The sequence below is a fragment of the Achromobacter sp. RW408 genome, assembly GCF_003184165.1.
Taxonomy (GTDB): Bacteria; Pseudomonadota; Gammaproteobacteria; order Burkholderiales; family Burkholderiaceae_B; genus Achromobacter; species Achromobacter xylosoxidans.
The window spans coordinates 1753828-1775489 of record NZ_QHHO01000049.1 but is presented as its reverse complement, the minus strand read 5'-3'; the positions used below and the strand labels follow the sequence as shown (position 1 = coordinate 1775489).

17 protein-coding genes are annotated in these 21662 nt (G+C 68.3%); 12 read left to right on the top strand and 5 right to left on the bottom strand.

Annotation, left to right across the window (positions count from 1 at the left end):
- Window positions 1-13 precede the first annotated feature (13 nt).
- Complete coding sequence (gene gabT / locus DK459_RS27570; protein ID WP_110135195.1) at window positions 14-1276, bottom strand: 4-aminobutyrate--2-oxoglutarate transaminase; 1263 nt, start codon at window positions 1274-1276, stop codon at window positions 14-16.
- A gap of 95 nt (window positions 1277-1371) precedes the next feature.
- On the opposite strand from gabT, the gene DK459_RS27565 reads away from it, so the two are divergent.
- Window positions 1372-2901 carry a PLP-dependent aminotransferase family protein gene (locus DK459_RS27565; protein WP_353630597.1) on the top strand — a complete coding sequence of 510 codons (1530 nt, stop codon included), beginning with the start codon at window positions 1372-1374 and terminating at the stop codon, window positions 2899-2901.
- 102 nt (window positions 2902-3003) lie between these two features.
- Here the strand turns inward: DK459_RS27565 and DK459_RS27560 are convergent, their stop codons facing one another.
- Window positions 3004-3915 carry a DUF72 domain-containing protein gene (locus DK459_RS27560; RefSeq protein ID WP_054443831.1) on the bottom strand — a complete coding sequence of 304 codons (912 nt, stop codon included), beginning with the start codon at window positions 3913-3915 and terminating at the stop codon, window positions 3004-3006.
- Window positions 3916-4025: 110 nt separating this feature from the next.
- Between DK459_RS27560 and DK459_RS27555 the strand changes: the two genes are divergently transcribed.
- The 7 genes from DK459_RS27555 to DK459_RS27525 all read left to right on the top strand — a co-directional run bounded on the left by DK459_RS27555 (window position 4026) and on the right by DK459_RS27525 (window position 14578).
- A complete protein-coding gene (locus DK459_RS27555) occupies window positions 4026-6116 on the top strand; it encodes an ATP-dependent helicase (protein WP_024069814.1) in 2091 nt (696 codons plus the stop codon).
- Window positions 6117-6239: 123 nt separating this feature from the next.
- Window positions 6240-7250 carry a magnesium and cobalt transport protein CorA gene (locus DK459_RS27550; protein WP_006387759.1) on the top strand — a complete coding sequence of 337 codons (1011 nt, stop codon included), beginning with the start codon at window positions 6240-6242 and terminating at the stop codon, window positions 7248-7250.
- A 102-nt stretch (window positions 7251-7352) separates the two neighbouring features.
- A complete protein-coding gene (locus DK459_RS27545) occupies window positions 7353-8018 on the top strand; it encodes a thermonuclease family protein (RefSeq protein ID WP_020928817.1) in 666 nt (221 codons plus the stop codon).
- Window positions 8019-8158: 140 nt separating this feature from the next.
- Window positions 8159-10396: an ABC transporter substrate-binding protein gene (locus DK459_RS27540; RefSeq protein ID WP_024069813.1), complete on the top strand. Its 2238-nt coding sequence runs from the start codon at window positions 8159-8161 to the stop codon at window positions 10394-10396.
- Window positions 10393-11370 carry an ABC transporter permease gene (locus tag DK459_RS27535; RefSeq protein WP_006387762.1) on the top strand — a complete coding sequence of 326 codons (978 nt, stop codon included), beginning with the start codon at window positions 10393-10395 and terminating at the stop codon, window positions 11368-11370. The genes DK459_RS27540 and DK459_RS27535 overlap by 4 nt, the downstream gene beginning before the upstream one ends.
- Before the next feature lie 5 nt (window positions 11371-11375).
- Window positions 11376-12884 (top strand): ABC transporter permease, encoded by a 1509-nt coding sequence (locus DK459_RS27530; protein WP_024069812.1) that lies wholly within the window; start codon window positions 11376-11378, stop codon window positions 12882-12884.
- A complete protein-coding gene (locus DK459_RS27525; RefSeq protein ID WP_024069811.1) occupies window positions 12881-14578 on the top strand; it encodes an ABC transporter ATP-binding protein in 1698 nt (565 codons plus the stop codon). Before DK459_RS27530 ends, DK459_RS27525 begins: the two co-directional genes overlap by 4 nt.
- A 55-nt stretch (window positions 14579-14633) precedes the next feature.
- On the opposite strand, the gene DK459_RS27520 is transcribed toward DK459_RS27525, so the two are convergent.
- The 3 genes from DK459_RS27520 to DK459_RS27510 all read right to left on the bottom strand — a co-directional run bounded on the left by DK459_RS27520 (window position 14634) and on the right by DK459_RS27510 (window position 18868).
- Window positions 14634-15173, bottom strand: a complete 540-nt coding sequence (locus DK459_RS27520; RefSeq protein WP_006387765.1) for a MarR family winged helix-turn-helix transcriptional regulator — start codon at window positions 15171-15173, stop codon at window positions 14634-14636.
- A 28-nt stretch (window positions 15174-15201) separates the two neighbouring features.
- The gene (locus tag DK459_RS27515; RefSeq protein ID WP_024069810.1) at window positions 15202-16800 is read right to left on the bottom strand and encodes a collagen-like triple helix repeat-containing protein; all 1599 of its coding nucleotides are present in this window, start codon (window positions 16798-16800) and stop codon (window positions 15202-15204) included.
- Between the two features lie 358 nt (window positions 16801-17158).
- The gene (locus DK459_RS27510; protein ID WP_035183252.1) at window positions 17159-18868 is read right to left on the bottom strand and encodes a ShlB/FhaC/HecB family hemolysin secretion/activation protein; all 1710 of its coding nucleotides are present in this window, start codon (window positions 18866-18868) and stop codon (window positions 17159-17161) included.
- Window positions 18869-19361: 493 nt separating this feature from the next.
- On the opposite strand from DK459_RS27510, the gene DK459_RS27505 reads away from it, so the two are divergent.
- The 4 genes from DK459_RS27505 to DK459_RS27490 all read left to right on the top strand — a co-directional run bounded on the left by DK459_RS27505 (window position 19362) and on the right by DK459_RS27490 (window position 21661).
- Window positions 19362-20192: an MHYT domain-containing protein gene (locus tag DK459_RS27505; protein ID WP_054443947.1), complete on the top strand. Its 831-nt coding sequence runs from the start codon at window positions 19362-19364 to the stop codon at window positions 20190-20192.
- 145 nt (window positions 20193-20337) lie between these two features.
- Window positions 20338-20514, top strand: a complete 177-nt coding sequence (locus tag DK459_RS27500) for a Flp family type IVb pilin (protein WP_006387769.1) — start codon at window positions 20338-20340, stop codon at window positions 20512-20514.
- 233 nt (window positions 20515-20747) lie between these two features.
- A complete protein-coding gene (locus tag DK459_RS27495; RefSeq protein ID WP_006387770.1) occupies window positions 20748-21254 on the top strand; it encodes a prepilin peptidase in 507 nt (168 codons plus the stop codon).
- Complete coding sequence (locus DK459_RS27490; protein WP_058207448.1) at window positions 21221-21661, top strand: TadE/TadG family type IV pilus assembly protein; 441 nt, start codon at window positions 21221-21223, stop codon at window positions 21659-21661. Before DK459_RS27495 ends, DK459_RS27490 begins: the two co-directional genes overlap by 34 nt.
- The last annotated feature ends 1 nt before the right edge of the window (window position 21662 follow it).

Here is a 21662-nt window from a genome sequence, read left to right as displayed (position 1 = left end):
ATCGGATTGGCGCTTAGGCGGCCAGCGACTCGGCCAGGATGTCCAGCGCGCGGTCGAACTGGGCGTCGGGAATGGTCAAGGGGTACAGGAAGCGCAGGACGTTGCCGTACACGCCGCAGCTTAGCAAGATCAGGCCTTGCGCGATGGCGCGGGCCTGCACCTTCTTGACCGCGTCGGCGTCGGGCTTGCCGTTGGCGTCGTTCAGTTCCAGCGCCACCATCGAACCCAGGCCGCGCACGTCGGCGATGCCCGGCACCTTGGCGCGCAGGCCCTCGAGGCGGGCGCGCAGCTTGTCGCCCAGTTGTACCGCGCGCTCGCACAGCTTTTCCTCGGCGATCACGTCCAGCACGGCGTGGGCCGCGGCCACCGCCAGCGGGTTGCCGGCGTAGGTGCCGCCCAGGCCGCCGGCGGCCGGGCCGTCCATGACGTCGGCGCGGCCGACCACGCCCGAGATCGGGAAGCCGCCGCCCAGGCTCTTGGCCATGGTGATCAGGTCGGCCTGCACCGAATGGTGCTCCATGGCGAACAGCTTGCCGGTGCGGCCGAAGCCGGTCTGCACTTCGTCGGCGATCAGCAGGATGCCGTGCTCGTCGCAGATCTTGCGCAGCGCCGTCATCAGTTCGGGCGGGGTGATGTTGAAGCCGCCTTCGCCCTGCACCGGCTCGATGATGATCGCGGCGACGCGCTTGGGATCGATGTCGACCTTGAACAGCAGGTCCAGCGCCTTGAGCGAGTCGGCCACGGTGATGGACTGGGTGCCGTTGGGGAACGGCACGTGGTAGATGTCGCCCGGCATCGGGCCGAACGACAGCTTGTAGGGGGCGACCTTGCCGGTCAGCGCCATGCCGAGCATGGTGCGGCCGTGGAACGAGCCCGAGAAGGCGATGACGCCCGAACGGCCGGTGGCCGAGCGCGCGATCTTGACGGCGTTTTCGACGGCTTCGACGCCGGTGGTGAAGAAGGCCGACTTCTTCAGGCCGTCGATCGGGGCCAGGCGGTTGATGCGCTCGGCCAGCGACACATAGCCTTCGTACGGCACGATCTGGTAGGCCGTGTGGGTGAAGTTGTCGAGCTGGGCGCTGACGGCGGCCTTGATCTTGGGGTGCAGGTGGCCGGTGTTCAGCACCGCGATGCCGCCCGCGAAATCGATGTATTCCTTGCCGTCGGCATCCCACAGCGTGGCGTTCTCGGCGCGCACGGCGTAGAAATCACACATGACGCCGACGCCGCGCGGCGTGGCCAGGGAACGGCGGGTATTCAGGTCCTGATTCTTCATCTCAGCCTCGGATGGCAAGTGGGCGGTAAAGCCTTACTTTAATGCTACTATGGCCCCATTGGTGGGAACCACTTTTATAAATCAGGTAGAACCAATTGCGGTCCATCGTTGGAGACTTGCTGCAACTGCGCCTGGCCGATGCCGCCGGCGGGCCGATGAACAAGCGCCTGTACCACGGCATCCGCGAAGCCATCCTGGATGGATCCATCGCCGCCGACTCGCGCCTGCCCGCCTCGCGCGACCTGGCCGCCGAACTCGGCATCGCCCGCAATACCGTGGTGCACGTCTATGGCCAGTTGCTGGCCGAAGGCTACACCCGCAGCCTGCAGGGCAACGGCACCTTCGTCAATGCCTCGCAGCCCGACTCCTATCTGGCCAGCGGCCGCCAGTCGCGCCGCGCGCCGGTGCCGCAACCGCGTCCGGCGCTGTCGGCGCGCGGCGCCGCCATCGTCGACGGCGTGTCGGCCTCGCCCTACCAGTGGGGCGCCTTCATGCCGGGCGTGCCCGACCTGACCGAATTTCCGCACAAGAAGTTCGGCCGCATCTTTTCCGCGCTGTGGCGCAACCCCACCCCCGACCTGCTCACCTATGCCTATGGCGGCGGCCTGCCGGCCCTGCGCGAGGCGCTGGCGCAGCACCTGGCGCTGACGCGCTCGATCGACTGCGATCCCGACCAGATCCTCATCACCGAAGGCTCGCACCAGGCCATCGACCTGGCCACCCGCATCCTGGGCGAGGCGGGCGAGACCGCCTGGGTCGAGGACCCGGGCTACTGGGGCGCGCGCACGGTGCTGCAGGCCAACGGCCTGCACACGGTGCACCTGCCGGTGGACGAGGAAGGCATGCGGCTGCCGGACGCCGACCTGGCGCCTGGCATGGCGCCGCCGCGCTTCATCTTCGTGACCCCGTCGCACCAGTATCCGCTGGGGCCGGTGATGTCGCTGGCGCGGCGCCGGCAGTTGCTGGCGGTGGCGCGGCGCCATGGCAGCTGGATCATCGAGGACGACTACGACAGCGAATTCCGCTTCTCGGGCCGGCCGATCGCCTCGCTGCTGGGGCTGGAGCCGGACGCGCCCGTGATCTACATGGGCACCTTCAGCAAGACGCTGTACCCGGGGCTGCGGGTCGGCTACCTGGTGCTGCCCAAGACCTTGACCGCGGCGTTCCAGGCGGCCCACGCCGAGCTCTACCGCGAAGGCCACCTGATGACGCACGCGGCGCTGGCCACCTTCATCGCCGAGGGCCACTACGCCGCCCACATCCGCCGCATGCGCATGTTGTACGGGCGGCGCCGCGCCATGCTGGTCAACCTGATCGAACGGCGCCTGGGGCCCGACTGGCTGCACCGCGACGCCAGCCTGGCCGGCCTGCACCTGGTGCTGACGCTGCCGCCGCACCTGGACGACCTGCGGGTGGTCGAGGTGGCGCGGCGCAAGGGCGTGCTGACGCGCGCGCTGTCGCGCTACTACGTCGGCGCCGAAGGCCGCCGGCCCGGCCTGCTGCTGGGCTATGCCTGCGTGCCGGAGCACGACATCGCGCGCAAGTTCGAGGTGCTGCTGGAAAGCCTGGCCGAAGTGGCGCGCATGACGCCCGCGGCGCCCGCGCTGGTGGCGCAGCCGGCCTGACTGCCGGCGTTGAAGGCCGGCGCCGCCGTACGGGCCTTGAAAGCCGGTGGCGGGCTGCCGGCGCTTGCAGCCTGCGCGCCGCGACCACACGGCGCGAGGGCCTCAGCCCAGGCGGTCCTGTCCGCCGCCCAGCGCCGCCGCGAAGGCCGCGGCGTTGCGCATGCCCTGGTCCTCGAAGTTGGTGTTGAACACCGCATGCGCCTGCGCGCTCCGTTGCGCCAGTTCCTGGAAGCGGCGCGCCAGTTCGGCCAGCTCGGCCTCCGAATACTCATATTGGAAGCGCCCTGACGAGGCGGCGCCGCCGGCGTTCCAGGTGGCGACGTTGCGGCCATGCAGCCGCAGCAGCGTCAGCTCGGGGTGGGTGCATTCCCAGACGGCCGGCACGCTGTTGTCGAAGCCCTGCGGCGCGTCCACCACGGTGTGCACCAGGCCCAGCTCGCGCTCTAGCGCCAGCGTTGCAGCCGTGGCCTCGGAGGAGTCGAACCAGCTGCGGTGGCGGAATTCGACCGACAGCAGGTGCTCCGGCAGGCGCCGCGCGCATTCGGCCACCAGCGCCTCGCCGCGCGCCCCGCGCCGCAGCCAGGGCGGGAACTGGAAGTGCACTGCGCCCAGCTTGCCGGCCATGCGCAAGGGTTCCAGCGCCAGCGTGTAGCGGCGCCAGAGTTCATCGCGCAGGTCGTCCGGCATGGCGTGGTGGTAGATGACCGGCTCGGGCCAGTCGGCCAGCTCGCGGCGGATGTCGGCGGGCAGGGCCGCCAGCGGCGTCTGGTGGCCGGTGAAAAGGCGGTAGGCCTTGATGTTGAAGACGAAATCGTCGGGCGTGCGCTGCGCCCACAGGTAGGCGGTCTCGGCGCTGGGCAGGGCGTAGTAGCTGGAATCGACCTCGGCCAGCCCGAAGCGGGTGGCGTAGAAGCGCAGCCGCGATTGGGCGTCGTGCGCCTCGCGCGGGTAGAAGCGGCCGCACGCCAGCAGTGTGGGGTCGGTCCAGGAAGCGGTGCCGGCAAGCAGGCGCATGGGGAAAACGGCGGTAGCGGGAGCGGGGGGCGATGCGGTTATGATACCTGGATATATCCCCAGGTATCGGGCCGCGCCGACCGCGCCCGCCGCCCACCATTCCACGCCCCATGTCCGACCAGAATTCCGCCCACCCGTCCAGCCGTCCCGATCCCCTGGCCGACCTCAACCCCGCCCAGCGCGAGGCCGCCGAATTCGGCGTCGGCGGCGCGGGCGACGACGGCCCGCTGCTGGTGATCGCCGGCGCCGGCTCGGGCAAGACCAACACCCTGGCGCACCGCGTCGCCCACCTGATCCTGAACGGCGCCGATCCGCAGCGCATGCTGCTGTTGACCTTCTCGCGCCGCGCCGCCCAGGAAATGGAGCGCCGCGTCGGCAGCGTGCTGCAGCGGGTCATGAACCTGCGCGGCACCCAGCAGGCGCCGTCGCTGCCGTGGGCCGGCACCTTCCACGCCATCGGCGCGCGCCTGCTGCGCGACTGCGCCCAGCGCATCGGCCTGTCCGAGGCCTTCACCATCCACGACCGCGGCGACGCCGAGGACCTGATGGGCATGGTGCGGCACGAGCTCGGCCTGTCCGCCACCAAATCGCGCTTTCCGCTCAAGGGCACCTGCCTGGCGATCTACTCGCGCGTGGTCAACAGCCAGACGCCGGTGGCCGACGTGCTGCACGGCACCTTCCCGTGGTGCGCGCAATGGGAGGACGAGCTCAAGAACCTGTTCCGCGCCTACGTCGCCGCCAAGCAGGACCAGCAGGTGCTCGACTACGACGACCTGCTGCTGTACTGGGCCGAGATGATGGGCGACGCGGCCATCGCCGCCGACGTCGGCGCCCGCTTCGACCACGTGCTGGTGGACGAATACCAGGACACCAACCGCCTGCAGGCCGCCATCCTGCTGGCCATGAAACCCGACGGCCGCGGCCTGACCGTGGTGGGCGACGACGCCCAGTCGATCTATTCGTTCCGCGCCGCCACGGTGCGCAACATCCTCGATTTCCCGGCCCAGTTCCCGCAGCCGGCCCGCGTCATCACGCTGGACCGCAACTACCGCTCGACCCAGCCCATCCTGAACGCCTCCAACGCCGTCATCGGCTTGGCCGCCGAACGCTACGCCAAGGATCTCTGGAGCGACCGGCAGTCGTCGCAGTTGCCCGAGCTGGTCACCGTCAGCGACGAGGCCGGCCAGGCCCGCTGGGTGGCCGACCAGGTGCTGGCGCAGCGCGAGGGCGGCGCCACGCTCAAGTCGCAGGCGGCGCTGTTCCGCACCTCCAGCCACAGCGCCGCGCTCGAACTGGAGCTGACCCGCCGCAACATCCCCTTCGTCAAGTTCGGCGGCCTGCGCTTTCTGGAAGCGGCGCACGTCAAGGACCTGCTGTCGCTGCTGCGCTGGGCCGAAAACCCGCGCGGGCGCATGGCGGGGTTCCGCGTGGCGCAACTGCTGCCCGGCATCGGTCCGGCCACCGCCGCCAAGCTGATGGACGCCATGACGCAATCGGCCGAACCGCTGCGCGCGCTGCGCGAATTCAAGCCGGGGGCGGCGGCGCAGGCCGAGTGGGGCGCGTTCGCCGACACCTACGCGGCGCTGGCCGACCCAAGCCTGCGCTGGCCGGCCGACGTCGACCTGGCGCTGCGCTGGTACGCCGGCCAGCTTGAACGGCTGTACGACGATGCGCGGGTGCGCAAGACCGACCTGGACCAGCTGGCGCGCATCGCCGCCGGCTACCCGTCGCGCGAGCGCTTCCTGACCGAGCTGACGCTGGACCCGCCCGACGCCACCAGCGACGAATCCGGCGCGCCATCGCGCGACGAGGACTACATGATCCTGTCCACCATCCACTCGGCCAAGGGCCAGGAATGGAAGGCGGTCTACGTGCTGAACGTGGTCGACGGCTGTATCCCGTCCGACATGAGCACCGGCAGCGCCGAAGAGATCGAGGAAGAAAGGCGTCTGCTGTACGTGGCCATGACGCGCGCCAAGGAACGCCTGCAGCTGATCGTGCCGCAGCGCTTCTACGTGCACCAGCAGACCGGCATGGGCGACCGCCACGTCTACGGCTCGCGCACCCGCTACATCACCAACGCCATGCTGCCGCTGTTCGACCACCTGCCCAAGCCGCCCGACCTGCCCGCGCGCGAGGCCAAGGCGCCGCAGGCGCCGAGCGTGGACGTGGCCAGGCGCGTGCGCAACCTGTTCGCGTAGGGCGCGTTCGCCGGGGCGCGGACCCGGACGCGGACGCCGCCGCGCGGCGGCGCCGGTGGGCTATCATCGGCCGATACGTTGGATACGCTGCACCCGCAGGGCTCGCATCGCCAAAGGATGTCTATGTCTACCGAAGCAACCGCCGCCGTCGCCGCGCCGCCCCAGGGCGAAGTCGTGGCCTCCATCGCCTATGTGAATGGCCGGCGCGACCACGAGGTGCCCATCGAGGAGGTGGGCAGGCACGTCGATCCCAAGCACGGCATGGTGTGGATCGGCCTGCGCAATCCCAGCCCCGAACGGCTTGCCGACGTCGTCAACCAACTGGGCGCCTGCGACAAGAACATGGAAGAAATGCTGGAGTCGCACCGCCGGCCCAAGATCATCGACTACGGCAACATGGTGCTGATCGTCGCCATCACCGTCGAGGTCGAGGCCGAGCGCCCCATCTTCGGTGAAACCCAGTTCCTGATCGGCGAAGGCTTCCTGGTCACCGTGCGGCGCGGCGCCACCGCCGGCCACAGCCCCTTGCGCGAACGGCTGGAGGCCTCGCCCGACCTGCTCAAGCGCGGCAGCGACTACGTCGCCTCCGAACTGTTGGACTGGCTGGTGGACCGCTACGTGGCGGCGGCCGGCAAGATCGAGTCGGTGGTCGAGGGCGCCGAGCAGAAGCTGCTGATCCGCGGCGCCAAGGACTCCGACATCCGCAGGCTGTACCGCCAGCGCCGCGACCTCCTGCGCATCCACACCGTGGTGTCGCCGCTGGCCGAGATCTGCCGCCGCCTGGCGCGGGTCGAGATGTCGGCGGTCGATGAACACGCGCGGCCGTATTTCGGCGAGGTGGCCGACCGCGTGCTGCGGGTCGATGAACTGTTCAATTCGCTGCGCGAGTCGCTGGCCTTCGCCTTCGAAGCCAGCCTGATGATCGGCCAGGCCGCGCAGAACGACACCACCCGCAAGCTGGCGTCATGGGCCGCCATCCTGGCCGTGCCCACCGCCATCGCCGGCATCTACGGCATGAACTTCAAGTTCATGCCCGAACTGGATTCGCCGTTCGGCTATCCGGTCACGCTGGGCGTGATCGTGTCGGTCTGTTCGCTGCTGTACTGGCGCTTTCGCAAGTCGGGCTGGCTGTAGCGCGGCGGACGGCGGCGCCGTGCCGGCGGCGACACACTGGCGCGCGCGGCGCCGGCCCGGCTGTGGCAAACTGCCTGCGTTTCTGATTCCGGAGCCCGGCTCGTGCGCGGCAAATCCCCCTTCGGCGGCAGCAAGCTGACCGCCCTCGTCGTCGCCCTGATCCTGGCCGCGGCCGGCGCCCTCGTCAACTGGCTGCAGCCTGCCCGGCAGGGGGGCGAGCGGCCGGCCGAACGACCCGCCGCCAGCGCGCCCGCGCCGCGCGGCAAGCCCGGCGCGGCCCTGGCCGGCGACGTTCCCGCCGGCAGCTATACCCTGACCGGCATGATCGTCAACGTCGCCGACGGCGACACCGTGACGCTGCGCGCGCCCGACGGCCAGCGCCGCATCCGCATGGACAGCATCGACGCGCCGGAAGAGGGCCATGGCAACGACCAGCCCGGCCAGCCCTACGCCGAGGCCGCGCGCCAGCACCTGGCCGGCCTGGTGGCCGGCAAGACCCTGACCGCCCAGTGCTACCAGAAGGACCAGTACGGCCGCGACGTCTGCGCGCTGATCCTGGACGACGGCCGCTCGGCCAACCGGCTGCAGGTCGAGGCCGGCTACGCCTGGGCCTACACCGCGCGTCAGGGCGACTACCTCAACGACAAGGCCATGCCCGAGTTGCAGCGCCAGGCCAAGGCGGCCGGCCGCGGCCTGTGGGCCGGCAAGGATCCGATGCAGCCCTGGAAGTGGCGCTACGACTGCTGGCGCCAGCGCCAGTGCGGCTGATTGGCGCTGGCCGGCGGGGGGTAATCCGTCCTGGTGTGTGTGGAGAGCCGCCTGCGCAAGTTCCCTAGGGGGATGCCAGGGTACTGGGGCGGATATACCTTTGCTATCCTCTGTCGCACTGAATAGAAGGAAAGGTTTCCATGCGTGCTTTGATGCGGCTCTGGGCGGCGGCCATGATGCTGTTGCTGGCGTTGGCGGGCTGCTCCCGGGACGGCAGTCCCATCAACAGCCCCTATCCGTCCGGCGCCGAAGGCCGGAACACCCTGTATTCCGCCTTCGTCAAGCGCTCGCCCAAGTACCTGGACCCGGCCAGCTCTTATTCCGGCGATGAAACCCCTTATACCTACAGCATCTATGAGACGCTGTACGGCTACCACTACCTCAAGCGGCCCTACGAACTGATCCCGCGCGCCGCGGCCTCGATCGACCCGCCGGTCTACCTGGACGCGCAGGGCAAGGTGCTGCCGGCCGATGCGCCGGGCGAGCAGATCGCCCAGAGCATCTACGACATCAGGATCAAGCCCGGCATGCGTTTCGCGCCGCACCCGGCCTTCGCCCGCAAGACCGACGGCAGCTACGACTACTTCCCGATTGCGCCCGAGGACCTGGCCGACAAGTTCGCCATTCCCGACTTTCCGCGCACCGGCACCCGCGAACTCACCGCCGACGACTACGTCTACGCCTTCCGCCGCCTGGCCAGCCCGCGCGTGGTGTCGCCGATCTATTCGCTGATGGCCGAATACGTGAGCGGCCTGAAGGAATATGGCGACCGCCTGCGCGAGCGTGACAAGGCGCTGCGCCGCGACCTTCCCGGCGGCGGTGGCGCGTCGTGGCTGGACCTGCGCGAACCGGACGGCTTCACCGGCGTGCAGGCGCTCGACCCGCACACGCTGCGCATCCGCGTCAACGGCAAGTACCCGCAGTTCAAGTACTGGCTGGCCATGACCTTCACGGCGCCCGTGCCCTGGGAGGCCGACCGCTTCTACAACCAGCCCGGCATGGCCGAGCACGACCTGTCGCTCAACACCTGGCCGGTCGGCACCGGCCCCTACATGCTGGCCGAGTCGCTGCAGAACCGCCGCCACGTGCTGGCGCGCAACCCCAACTTCCACGGCGAACCCTATCCCTGCGAAGGCGAGCCGGGCGATCGCGCCGCCGGCCTGCTGGCCGATTGCGGCAAGCCCACGCCCTTCATCGACCGCGCCGTGTTCAGCGTCGAGAAGGAAGCCATTCCGCTGACCGGCAAGTTCATGCAGGGCTACTACGACGTGCCGCAGATCGAGCGCGGCGAGTACGGCGTGGCCATGCTGGTGGCCGCTGGCGACAGCCAGGACAAGGCGCGCAAGTACGCCGAGCACGGCATCCGCCTGCCCACCACGGTCGAGACCGCCAACTGGTACATGGGCTTCAACTGGCTCGACCCGGTGGTGGGCAAGGGCGACACGCCCGAGCAGGCCGAGAAGAACCGCAAGCTGCGCCAGGCCATCAGCATCGCCTTCGACTGGGAAGAATACGTGGCGGTGTTCGAGAACAGCCAGGCCTCGGTGGCCTACGGCCCGGTGCCGCCCGGCGTGCTGGGCTACCGCGAACCGCCCGAGGGCGTGAACCCGGTGGTCTACGACCTGGTCGACGGCAAGCCGGTGCGCAAATCCATCGAGACGGCGCGCAAGCTGCTGGCCGAGGCCGGCTACCCCGACGGCCGCAACGCCGTCACCGGCGCGCCGCTGGTGCTGTACTACGACTCCATGACGGGCGGCGGCTCCAACCCGCAGTTCGACTGGATGCGGCGGCAGATGGCCAAGATCGGCGTGCAGATGGACGTGCGCTCGACCGACTACAACCGCTTCCAGGACAAGATGCGGCGCGGGTCGGCGCAGATCTTCCTGTGGGGCTGGAACGCCGACTACCCCGACGCCGAGAACTTCCTGTTCCTGCTCTACGGCCCCAACGCCAAGGCCAAGGGCGGCGGCGAGAACGCCGCCAACTACGACAGCCCCGAATACGACAGGTTGTTCGAGCAGATGAAGTTCCTGGACGATGGCCCCGAAAAGGAAGCGCTGATCCAGCGCATGGTCGCCATCGTGCAGCGCGACGCGCCCTGGATGTTCGGCTACTTCCCGATGTCGGGCGGCGCCTACCAGCAATGGGTCGGCAACGCCAAGCCCACCCAGATGGTGCGCAACACGCTGCAGTACATGAAGATCGATCCCGCCCTGCGCGAGCGCAAGATCGATGAATGGAATTCCCCCATCTGGTGGCCGGTGGGCCTGTTCGTGCTGCTGATCGCGCTGGCGATCTGGCCGTCCTACGTGGCGCTCAAGCGGCGCGAACGGCAGACCGCCTTCGCCCAGGCTTCCCGCAAGGAGCATCAATCATGATCGGCTACGTCATCCGCCGGCTGCTGTACGGCGTGCTGATTCTGATCGGCGTGAACCTCTTCACCTTCATCCTGTTCTTCGCGGTCAACACGCCCGACGACATGGCGCGCCTGGCCATCGGCGGCCAGCGCGTCAGCCAGGACGCGGTCGAGAAATGGAAGGTCGAGCACGGCTACGACAAGCCGCTGTTCTACAACGCCCAGGCCAAGGGTTCGGCGCAACTGACCGACACCGTGTTCTACCAGCGCTCGGTGCCGCTGCTGGCGATGGACTTCGGCGCCTCCGACGGCGGCCGCGACATTGGCCGCGAGATCCAGACGCGCATGGGGCCGAGCCTGGCGCTGGCGGTGCCGACCTTCTTCCTGGGGCTGTTCGCCAGCATCGTGTTTTCACTGACGCTGGTGTACTTCCGCGCCACCCGGCTGGACTTCTGGGGCGTGGTGGTGTGCGTCATCCTGCTGTCGATCTCCAGCCTGTTCTACATCATCGCCGGGCAGTGGATGTTCGCCAAGCTGCTGCGGCTGGTGCCGTTCTCGGGCTTCGAGGGCGGCCTGGACATGATCAAGTTCCTGGCGCTGCCGGTGCTGGTGGCGATCGTCTCGCGCCTGGGCCCCGAGGCGCGCTTCTACCGCACCCTGTTCCTTGAGGAAATCGGCAAGGACTACGTGCGCACCGCCCGCGCCAAGGGGCTGGCCGAGCGCGTGGTGCTGTTCCGACACGTGCTGCGCAACGCCATGCTGCCGATCCTGACCAGCACCGTGGCCGCCTTGCCGCTGCTGTTCATGGGCAGCCTGATCGCCGAGTCCTTCTTCGGCATCCCGGGCCTGGGCAGCTACACCATCGACGCCATCAACGCGCAGGACTTCTCCATCGTGCGCGCCATGGTGTTCCTGGGGGCGTCGCTGTACATCGTCGGGCTGATCCTGGCCGACATTTCCTACACGCTGGCTGACCCCCGCGTCCGATTCGAGTAGCCGCCATGCCCAAGTTCGTATTCCTCTGGACCGACATTGCGCTGTGGCTCATGGTGCTGGGCGCGCTGGCCTACGCCTGGCGGGTGCGGCGCAGCCCGAACCTGCGTTCGACCTGGGCGCGGGTGGCGCGCGACACGCCGGCCATGTGCTCGGCGGTGGTGCTGGCGGCGTTCGCGCTGGTCGGCCTGCTCGATTCCGTCCATTACCGGCCGCAGCTGCCGCCCGCGCCGGGCGCGGCCGCCGACGCCGCGCCGGTCTACGCGCCGGCGGTCAAGTCGGCGCTGGACGGCCTGTTGCGCGGCAGCGTGCTGACCCAGCCCGAGAAGACCTATTCCAGTCCGTTGGCGGTGCGCCAGTTCACCAAGGAAACCCTGCTGGTCGACGACAAGCCGGTGCGCGATTTTCCGCGCCTGCGGGCGGCCGGCACGCACCTGGCCGACCCCGACCGCGACCACCTGGGCGACGTCTACTACCGGCTGGGCCTGGGCCTGGCGGCGGGGCTGGCGGTGGCGCTGATCGGCGCCGGCCTGCTGTTCGCCTGCCTGGCGCGGCGCGGCGGCGCGTCGGCGGCGGCCGAGGCCCTATTGGGCGGGCGCGCCGAGGTGCCGTGGCGCGCCATGGCCATCACCTTCACCCTGCTGTGCCTGGTGGCGGGGGCGCTGGCCGGGTTGTCCAGCGGCTACCACGCCCTGGGCACCGACCGCATCGGCAACGACGTGCTGTGGCAGGCGCTCAAGAGCATCCGCACCGCGCTCGTCATCGGCAGCCTGACCACGCTCGCGATGCTGCCGCCGGCCATCGTCTTCGGCATCGCGGCGGGCTACTTCAAGGGCAGGATCGACGACGCCATCCAGTATCTCTACACCACCATCACCTCGATCCCGGGCGTGCTGCTGGTGGCGGCCTGCGCGCTGATGATGCAGGTGTACATCGACAACCACGCCGAGCTGTTCGACACCTCCGCGGCGCGCGCCGACCTGCGCCTGTTCCTGTTGTGCATGATCCTCGGCTTCACCGGATGGGCCGGGCTGTGCCGTCTGCTGCGCGCCGAAACGCTCAAGCTGCGCGAGCTGGAATACGTGCAGGCCGCGCGCGCCTTCGGCGTATCGCACTGGCGCATCATGACGCGCCACCTGCTGCCCAATGTCGCGCACCTGGTGCTGATCACCGTGGTGCTGGAATTCTCCGGCCTGGTGCTGTACGAGGCGGTGCTGTCCTATCTGGGCATCGGCGTCGATCCCAGCATGAATTCGTTCGGCTCGATGATCGACGGCGCCCGCCTGGAAATGTCGCGCGACCCGATGATCTGGTGGAACCTGATGACCGCGTTTCTTTTCATGCTGGCCCTGGTGCTGGCCGCCAACCTGTTCGCCGACGCGGTGCGCGACGCCTTCGATCCGCGCACCCGCCGCTACAAGCCGGGCCGCCTGCCGGGCATGGGCTGGTTCGGCCGCCGTCCGGGCGCCGCGCTGGCGGCCGATGCCCGCGCCACCAAATCCGGAGACGCGCCATGAGCCAGCAGGATAACCGCCAGGACACGCCCCTGCTGGCCGTGCGCGGGCTGGACGTCGACATCGCCGGCGACAGCGGCATGACGCACGCGGTCAAGCGTCTGCAGCTGGCCATCTCGCAGCGCGAGACCTTCGCCCTGGTGGGCGAGTCCGGCTGCGGCAAGAGCATGACGGCGCTGGCGCTGTTGCGCCTGCTGCCGGACGCCGGGCGCATCGTCGGCGGCCAGATCGACCTGGATGGCGAAGACCTCAACCGCCTGCCCGAGAGCGCCATGCGCGGCGTGCGCGGCGGCCGCATCGGCATCATCTTCCAGGAACCGTCCACCAGCCTGAACCCCGTCATGCGGGTCGGCGACCAGATCATCGAGACGCTGGCGGCGCACACGCCGCTGCGCGGCGCCGCGGCGCGCGCCCGCGCCATCGACTGGCTGCGGCGGGTCGGCATCCCGGAGCCCGAGCGGCGCGTGGACGATTACCCATTCCAGTTCTCCGGCGGCCAGAAGCAGCGCGTCATGATCGCCATCGCGCTGGCGGCGGAACCCCTGCTGCTGATCGCCGACGAGCCCACCACCGCGCTGGACGTCACCGTGCAGGCGCAGGTGCTGGACCTGTTGGCGGGCATCCAGCGCGAGATCGGCATGGCGGTGCTGCTCATCACCCATGACCTGGCGGTGGTGCGTAACGTGGCCCATCACGTGGCCCTGATGCGCGGCGGCGAAATCGTCGAAAGCGCCAGCGCCGAGGAATTCTTCCGCGCGCCCAAGCATCCCTACGCGCGCCAGTTGTTCGACGCCATTCCCACCTTTGAAAAGCGCGGCGTGCCTCTCAGCCAGGCCGGCCGCGCGGCCCAGGCGCAGGACGCGGCCCGCAAGCGGCCGCGCGAGCCGGGCGTGGTGCTGGACGTGCAGGACCTGAAGGTCCATTACCCGGTGCGCAAGGGCCCGCTGCGGCGCGTGGCCTCGTGGGTCAAGGCGGTCGACGGCGTGACGTTCACGCTGCGTGCCGGCGAAACCCTGGCGTTGCTGGGCGAGTCCGGTTGCGGCAAGACCACCACCGGCAAGGCGCTGCTGCGCCTGATCGACGGCGCCCGTATCTCGGGCCGCGCCATGCTGCAGGGGCAGGACCTGCTGACCGCCGACCGCGCCCGCTTGCAGCGGCTGCGCCAGGACATCCAGATCGTGTTCCAGGACCCGTACGCATCGCTCGATCCGCGCATGCGGGTCGGCGACATCCTCGACGAAGGCCTGGAGTCGCTGCGCCGCGGCATGGGCGCGCGCGAGCGACGCGACCGCGCCGTCCGCCTGGTCGAGCGCGTCGGCCTGCCGGCCAACACGCTGTCGCGCTATCCGCACGAGTTCTCCGGCGGCCAGCGCCAGCGCATCGCCATCGCCCGGGCCCTGGCGGTCGAACCCAAGGTGCTGATCTGCGACGAGCCGACCTCGGCGCTGGACGTCTCGGTGCAGGCGCAGATCCTCGACCTGCTGCGCGAGCTGCAGGACGAGCTGGGCATCGCCTACCTGTTCATCACCCACAATTTCGGCGTGGTCGAGTACCTGGCCGACCGCATCGCGGTCATGGACGGCGGCCGCATTGTCGAACTGGGCGAGGCCGACGCGGTGCTGCACGCGCCGCGCCAGGACATGACGCGCCGGCTGCTCGACGCGGTGCCGCGGCTGCAATTCGGCGCGCCCGAATGAAAACCGCGCCCCGATCCTGGCGGATCGGGGCGCGGCATGCGCGCGCCTGGGCGGCTCAGTCGTGGGCGTTGCGGGTTTCGAGCCAGACCAGCGTGTCGTGCCGCAGGGCGCGGACACATTGCGCCAGGAAGGCATGCACCACTTCCAGCTCGCCGGCGTCGTAGCGCCGGGCCATCAACACCACCGCCTCGGCCACCCACTGGCGTTCCTGGGCCAGTTGCTGGCATTGCTCCTCGACCGGCCGGATCACGATCATGCGGCGATCCAGCGGATGGCGGCCGCGTTGCACATAGCCGGCCGCCTCCAGGCGGTTGATCAAGGCGGTGGCGCCGCCGGAGCTGATGCCCATCAGCTGGGCCAGTTGCCCGGTGGGCAGGGCATCGAACTCCATCACCAGTTCCAGCGCTTTCAGATCCGCCAGGGGGATACCCAGTTTCTCCGCCAGGGCCGACTGGCACGCCGCGTTGTACACGGCGAACTGCCGGCCCAGCATCAGGGCGATATCGTCAAGCATTCCGGGACGCAGGTCACTATTGCGGGATTCAGGCATCACGGTCACATGCTCGTGGTGGACGATGGTTTCTTGTTGCAGCATGGCGTCGCTCCCTCACGGATCCCGTCGATTACTTCTTGGCGGTCAGGCCGCCGAGCAGGCCGCCCAGCAAGCCGCCGTTGGTGGTGCCTCCGGTGCTGGCGCCGCCGCTGACGCCGGCCGTCACGCCGCCCAGCAGGCCGCCGAGCAGGCCGCCGTTGCTGGCCGTGCCCGTGGCGCCGCCACCGGCGCTGGCGCCCGCGCCCGCGCTGGCCGTCGCGCCGCCCGTCAGGCCGCCCAGCAAGCCGCCCAGCAGGCCGCCGTTGGCGCCCGCGGCGCCGCCGGCCGTGCCACCGGTGGCGCCGGTCACGCCGCCCAGCAGGCCCCCCAGCAAGCCGCCGTTGGCCGCGCCGCCCGTGGCCCCGCCCAGGTTGCCGGTCACGCCGCCGAGCAGGCCGGTCACCGGAGCCAGCAGGCCGCCGTTACCGCCCGCCGCGCCGCCGGTCACGCCACCCAGGATGCCGGTGATCGGGCTGAGCAGGCCGCCGTTGTTGCCGCCCACCGCGCCGCCCAGGCCCAGGCCACTGGTCAGGGAGGCGACCGCGCCGGTGGCATTGGCCAGCGTGTTGCCGAGCGGGTTGGTGTTGCCGGGCGTGGCATTCAACAGGCCGCCGGCACTGCTGACCGCGCCGCCCAGGCCTTGCAGCACGCCATTCAAACCGGCCACGTTGCCGCCGGGCAATTGCGTGCCCAGGTTGCTGACGGTGCCGCCCAGGGTGTTGAGCAGGCCGGCGACCGGCGCGCCCAGCTTGGTGGTGGCGCCCACTTGCTGGGTCAGGCCGACCACCGTGCCGGCCAGGGGGCTGGCCGTCGGGTCGAGCGCCGCGCCGATGCCCCCGAGGGTCGGTTGCAGGCCCAGCGGCAACACGTTGTCGACGGTCTTGCCGACGTTGCCGAGGGCCGGTTCGAGCAAAGGCTTGGACGGTCCCCCCAGCACGCCGCCGGTCACGCCGCCGACCAATTGGGTCACGGGGTTCAGCAGGCCGCCCTGGCCGGACAGGCCGGCGGTCAGGGCGCCCACCGCGTTGGTGGCATTGCCCAGCACCGTGGTCAGCGGTTGCGGATTCTTGGGATCGGCATTGAGCAGGCCGCCGGTGCTGGCGACCGTCTTGCCCAGGCCTTCGACCAGGCCGCCGACGCCGCTGCTCAGGCCGCCGGGCAGCCCGGTGCCCTTGACCGTGGTGCCCAGGTCCTGCACCAGTCCGCCGACCTGCTTGACGGTGCCGTCGACCGGTTGGCCCAGGCCGGTGGTGGCGCCGATCTCCTGCGTCAGGCCAACCACCGTATCGACCACCGGCTTGACGGTGGGATCCAGCGCCTTGCCGACGCCGCCCAGCGTGGTGCCCAGATTTAACGGCAGCGTATTGTCGACGGCGCCGCCGGTATTGCCGAGCGTGGTCTGCAGCAAGCCGGTCGTGACCGGATCGGTCGGGTTGTTCGGATTATTCGGGTTGTTCGGGTTATTCGGACCGCCGGGATTGGTGGGAATATTCGTGCCGGGCAGGGAAGCCGAACTCTTGTGGCCACCACCACCGCCGCCGCATGCGGCCAGCGCGCTCATCAGAGCGGCCGCCATGACGGTGGAGGTCAGAATACGTTGTACGCGCTGCGTTTCAATCTTGGCATTCATGGCGAGCTCCTGTGGGGGAAGTGTCAGGCGTCGAAACTGCCCGATACATCCCTACATGCATAAACCGTGCCAATATTTTCCGAATGCCGTCCGGCAACGTGGCGGGGTATTTTTCTTTCCTTAAAAAATCCTTTTAAATCAATGTGTTATTTGTATATTAGAGGGTTTGTACCAATGTTTTGAATCCCCCATTTTTACGATCACGCCTGACCTGCGAATGTTACGCCGAAGGGGGTAACAGCCGTTACGTTACGGGCCACGTTACGTAACGCGGTGTATGGAACAGGCCAAAAAAAACGCCTGTCGAAACAGGCGTGGTGGCGGGCGGGTATATGGACCCCCAGGTATGGATGCCCAATCAGAATGCGTCGTAATACAGCGAGTAATTGGCGTTGAAGCGCAGGTCGCGGTCGTTGTTCACCGTCGCCGAACCGATAGGCTTGGCCACATTGAAATCGAACAGGTAGTACTTGTCGTCGGTAAAGCGCAGCCCCAGCGCCACCGAGGAGAGGTGACGCTGATTCAATTGCTGCAAGCCTGAATTGTTGTACCAGGTGCGCGCATAGTCGATCAGCGCATAAGGCTGCACATTCGTCAGATATTCCCAGCCGATGCCGAAGCGGCGATTGACTTCGGCGGAAACCCCCACGCCCTTGTCGCCACTTTGCTCGCCTTGCGGATAGCCCATCGCGTAGCGCCAGCTGCCGTACGACACTTGCTCCGACGACGGCAGGATGTTGCTGGAATACTGGGCCGCGCCGGACAGGGTCAGGCCGAACTGGGCTGGCAGGGCGAAGGTCTGCTTGGCGTTCAGGTTGTAGCGCGTGAAATCCAGGTCGAGGACGGGAACGGCGGAATAGCCATAGTTGGTGCTGATCTCCTTCTTCGCGCCGGCTGCATCGAAGCCCTTGGCCACGCCCAGCGTCACGTCGGTCGTCATGGATTCCGACACCTGGATATAGCGCATTTCGAGGTTGGCGGCGCGCACCTGCGAATCCTGCTGCAGCCAGCGATCGGAATTCTTGGCTTCGTAGCGATCCTTGGAGTTGGCGGCGTAGACGCCCAGCGTGCCGGTCAGCGAACGGGTGTTGTTCAACAGGAACGGATAGCTGACGCCGATGCCGATGCGGTCGTTCTTGACCCGACGATTGAAGCCCAGGTACTCGATCGCCTCGTCCTCGGGCCGCGCGTCATAGTGATAGCCGTCCACCTTGACGGCCAGGCCGTCGTTGCCCAGCGGCACGCGGATCTCGCCGGACACGTATTTGACGTCGTCGGTATTGAACGGGATCGACGCCGTCAGCTTGACCTGCTCGCCCAGTGGCGTGAGGCTGTTGGTGGCGGCGTTCACCAGGGGTTGCATGCCGGTGCCCAGGTCGGCCACGCCGCCGGTCAGGCTGACCGGCTGACGCGAGGCGGCCAGCACCAGTTCGGTGGCGCCGTCGGCGCGCCGCGGCAGGTCCAGCGAAGGCGTGAACTTCACGCCCGGCACGGTCCGCATCAGGTTCAGCACGCGCTCCAGCGTGGCCTGCTTCAGCGGTTTCTCCTGCTTGAGCGGCTCGGCCAACGATTCCAGCCGGTCCTGGGCGTTGCCGATATCGCCTTCGATGCGCACCGTGCCGATATAGCCTTCGACCACGGTGACGACCACCAGCCCGTTGGCGAAGCTCTGGTTCTGGACCAGCGCGAACGACAGCGGATAGCCGCGGTCGCGGTACAACTGCGTGATCTTGTCGACCTGCTGCACCAGTTCGCCCAGGCTGATTTCCTTGCCCGAGAGCGGCGCGAGCAGGGCGGATACCTCTTCGAACGGCATTTCGTGCACGCCCGTGACATCGAAATGCCGGGGCACGATGCGTTGCGCCAGCCGCGCCTGCAGCGCCAGTTGTTCCGGCGTGGCGGCCTGTACCACCGGGGGAGGCTGGGTGGCGCCGGGCGGCCGTTCGATCTGCGGCATGGCATCGACCGGATTGCCGCGCAAGGGGCCGTCGGCCCGCGCCGCGCCGACGGCGGCCAGCATGCAGAAAAGGGCAAGGGAAAGCGGACTTGCGGGAAGCGTACGTCTCATGCCTGGTGGTCTCTCGTTTGCCGCTGACGCCGTTTAAACAGGCCGAAGATAAATACCTGAATAAGGGCGTGACTGAATGGGGCCGCTTTATAAGGAGTTAAACCGTGCGCGTCGTTCAGGCGGTATGTTGCCAGCGCGGCAAGCCAATGACAAATTATTTCATTGTGACTGGCCGGAAACGTGGATATAACAACAGCGCGCAATGGAAGGCAATCCGGACGGCGCCTGATCGAGGGTTTTCCGGGGTATTTGAAAATGAAGCTGGCTAATTTCCGGGTATTCGTTACAAGTAAGCTGTCGCAGCATTGCGAATACTGGTATAAACCCTGATGTGTATTAATTGTTAATAGATAAGACTATATAAACGTTTCAAAACACATCGGGTTTACAGGCTTTCGGGAGTCCGCAAGATGGACCAGGATGACCGCCACAGAATCGTCGTATGCCGGCCCGCGAGATGCGTCTGCCGGCGGCCGGCTCACAGGGGCCGCGCATGAACCCGGGCGATATCGTTCCGCTGTCGTTCCATGCCGGGCTGGCGGCGCTGTCGTTCCTGATCGCGGTCCTCGGCTCCTACGTCGCCTTGCTGGCCGCGGTGGGCATCCGGGCGGAAACGCGGGACGGCGAGATCCGCATCGGTTACATCATCATCGGCGCGCTGGCGATGGGCGGGGTGGGTATCTGGAGCATGCATTTCATCGGCATGCAGGCGCAGCAGCTGCCGTTCGAGGTGGGTTACCAGACGGGATTGACGGCGCTCAGTTTCCTGGTGGCCGCCGGTTTTTCCGGCTGGGCCTTCTGGTATGTCGGCCGCGACCGTTTCACATTTATGCGCTGCCTGGTGGGCGGCCTGGCCGCCGGTCTCGGCGTGGCGGCCATGCATTATGTGGGCATCAGCGCCATGCGCATGCCGGCGGTATTCATGTGGAATCTGCCGATGGTGGTTTTATCGGTGCTCATAGCGGTTATTGCCGCGTCAGCCGCACTGTGGCTGGCCTTCAACACGCAGAATGAGTTTCAGCGCGCCGCCGCGGCCATTTTGATGGCGGTGGCGGTGTGCGGCATGCATTACACGGGCGTGGCGGCCGGCACGGTGGTCTGCACCACGCCGCGCGAATTCTCCAGCATGCAGATCGGCGGGGTGATGCTGCCGTATATCGCGTTCGCGCTGTCGGCGGTCATGCTGCTGGTGATGCGTTGGCATTTGCAGCGGGCCTCGCGCCGTTTCCGCGCGCGCCTTGCGCAACGTATCGATTCGATCATTGAATCGGCGCCGGCGGTGGAGGGGGGCAGGGCGCCCGGCTCCACGCTGGGGCCGGGTTGAGGGTGAGTCAAGGGCCTTTGCGGCCTGAGTACCCCGGAAGCGCGCGGGCGTGGAACATGCCAGCGCGCCGGTTGCACCGGGTTTAGGGGGCCAGCGCCGCCCCGCGGCATGGCTCGATTATCAAGCGAGACCTCAGGAGCTCGACATGAAAGCGAAACTTGCGCAGTTCTGGAACGAAGAAGAAGGCATCACCGCCCTGGAATACGGCCTGATCGCGGGCACCATCGCGGTGGCGCTGGTAGCGGCTTTGGCGACATTCACGGGCGCGCTCGGCGACCTGTTCACGTCGCTGCAAGCAAAGCTGGCCGCCGCGTCCACGTGAGGCCGAAGGCCCCGGCCGATCCGACGGGCCTGGTCCCAGCCAGGCATGCGCGGAAGGCCGGGTCCCCGCCCCGCCTGGCGCGGAGCTGATGTTGGCAACACTTCCCGCGCGACGATTTCGGGCGGTTGTGGATTGACGGCGTTGCGCGCATCGGCTCCCGGGGGGCCGCGCGACCATGTATTGCCGCATTGAAACCGAAACCGTCGGAAGGTCCTGCCTTGTATCCAGGGGAAGTGCTGTGGTGGCTGTTGTTCGCATGCTGGAATCTGGTGTTGATATACACCGATCTGCGCTATCGCCGCGTACCCAACACGCTTATCGTCGCGGGCTTCGCGGGACAGGCGCTGTGGCTGCTGGCGGCATGGCTGGCGCCGGCATGGGGGTATCCGCCGCGCTGGGCCGGCTGGCCCATGGCATTGGCCGGATTCGCGCTGGCCTTGCCGTTCTTTCCGCTCTGGAGCCGGCGCCTGATGGGCGCGGGCGACGTCAAGGCGATCGCCATCCTCGGATTGCTGGCGGGCTTCGCGCCGCTGGTGATGACGTTGGTGGCCGCCAGCCTGCTGGCCGGCCTGCATGCCTTGTCGTACCTGTTTCTTTCCCGAAGCCGGGCGCTGCCGCTTCGGGCCCGCCAGACGCCGTACGGCGCCTATCTGGGCGTTGCCGCGCTCAGCGTGGCGCTTATTCCCTTGAATTCGGCCTGGTATTCGTGGTGTTTTTCCTGGTGTTCTACGCGATCCTGACGTACGCACTGGTCTTCACCGCCCAGCATTCAGTCACCCTGGCGGCGCAGGACGGCGCCCGCAAGGTCCTGCAGTGGCAGCCGGGCGCCGCGTCCCTTACGGTGCGGGCCAATGCCGGCCGCGATACGGCGCTGGATCGCTCGGGCTGGATCACCGCCATGTCCTCGGCCGCGGTGGCGGTGGCGGTGTGCGGCCCCGGCGGCACGCTCAGCAGCACCGGCGGGGGCACCTGCAGCGGCTTGCCGTTGAGCGCCGACCAGATCGAAGTCACGGTCAGCTACCCCTATGGCGCCAACCCGCTGATCCCCAATCTGCCGTTGCTGGCCCAGGCCCTGATGCCGCCTTCGAGTGTGTTGACGGCCCGCGCCACGGTCCACCTGGGCAATGCGCTGGACGGGAGCAATTGAC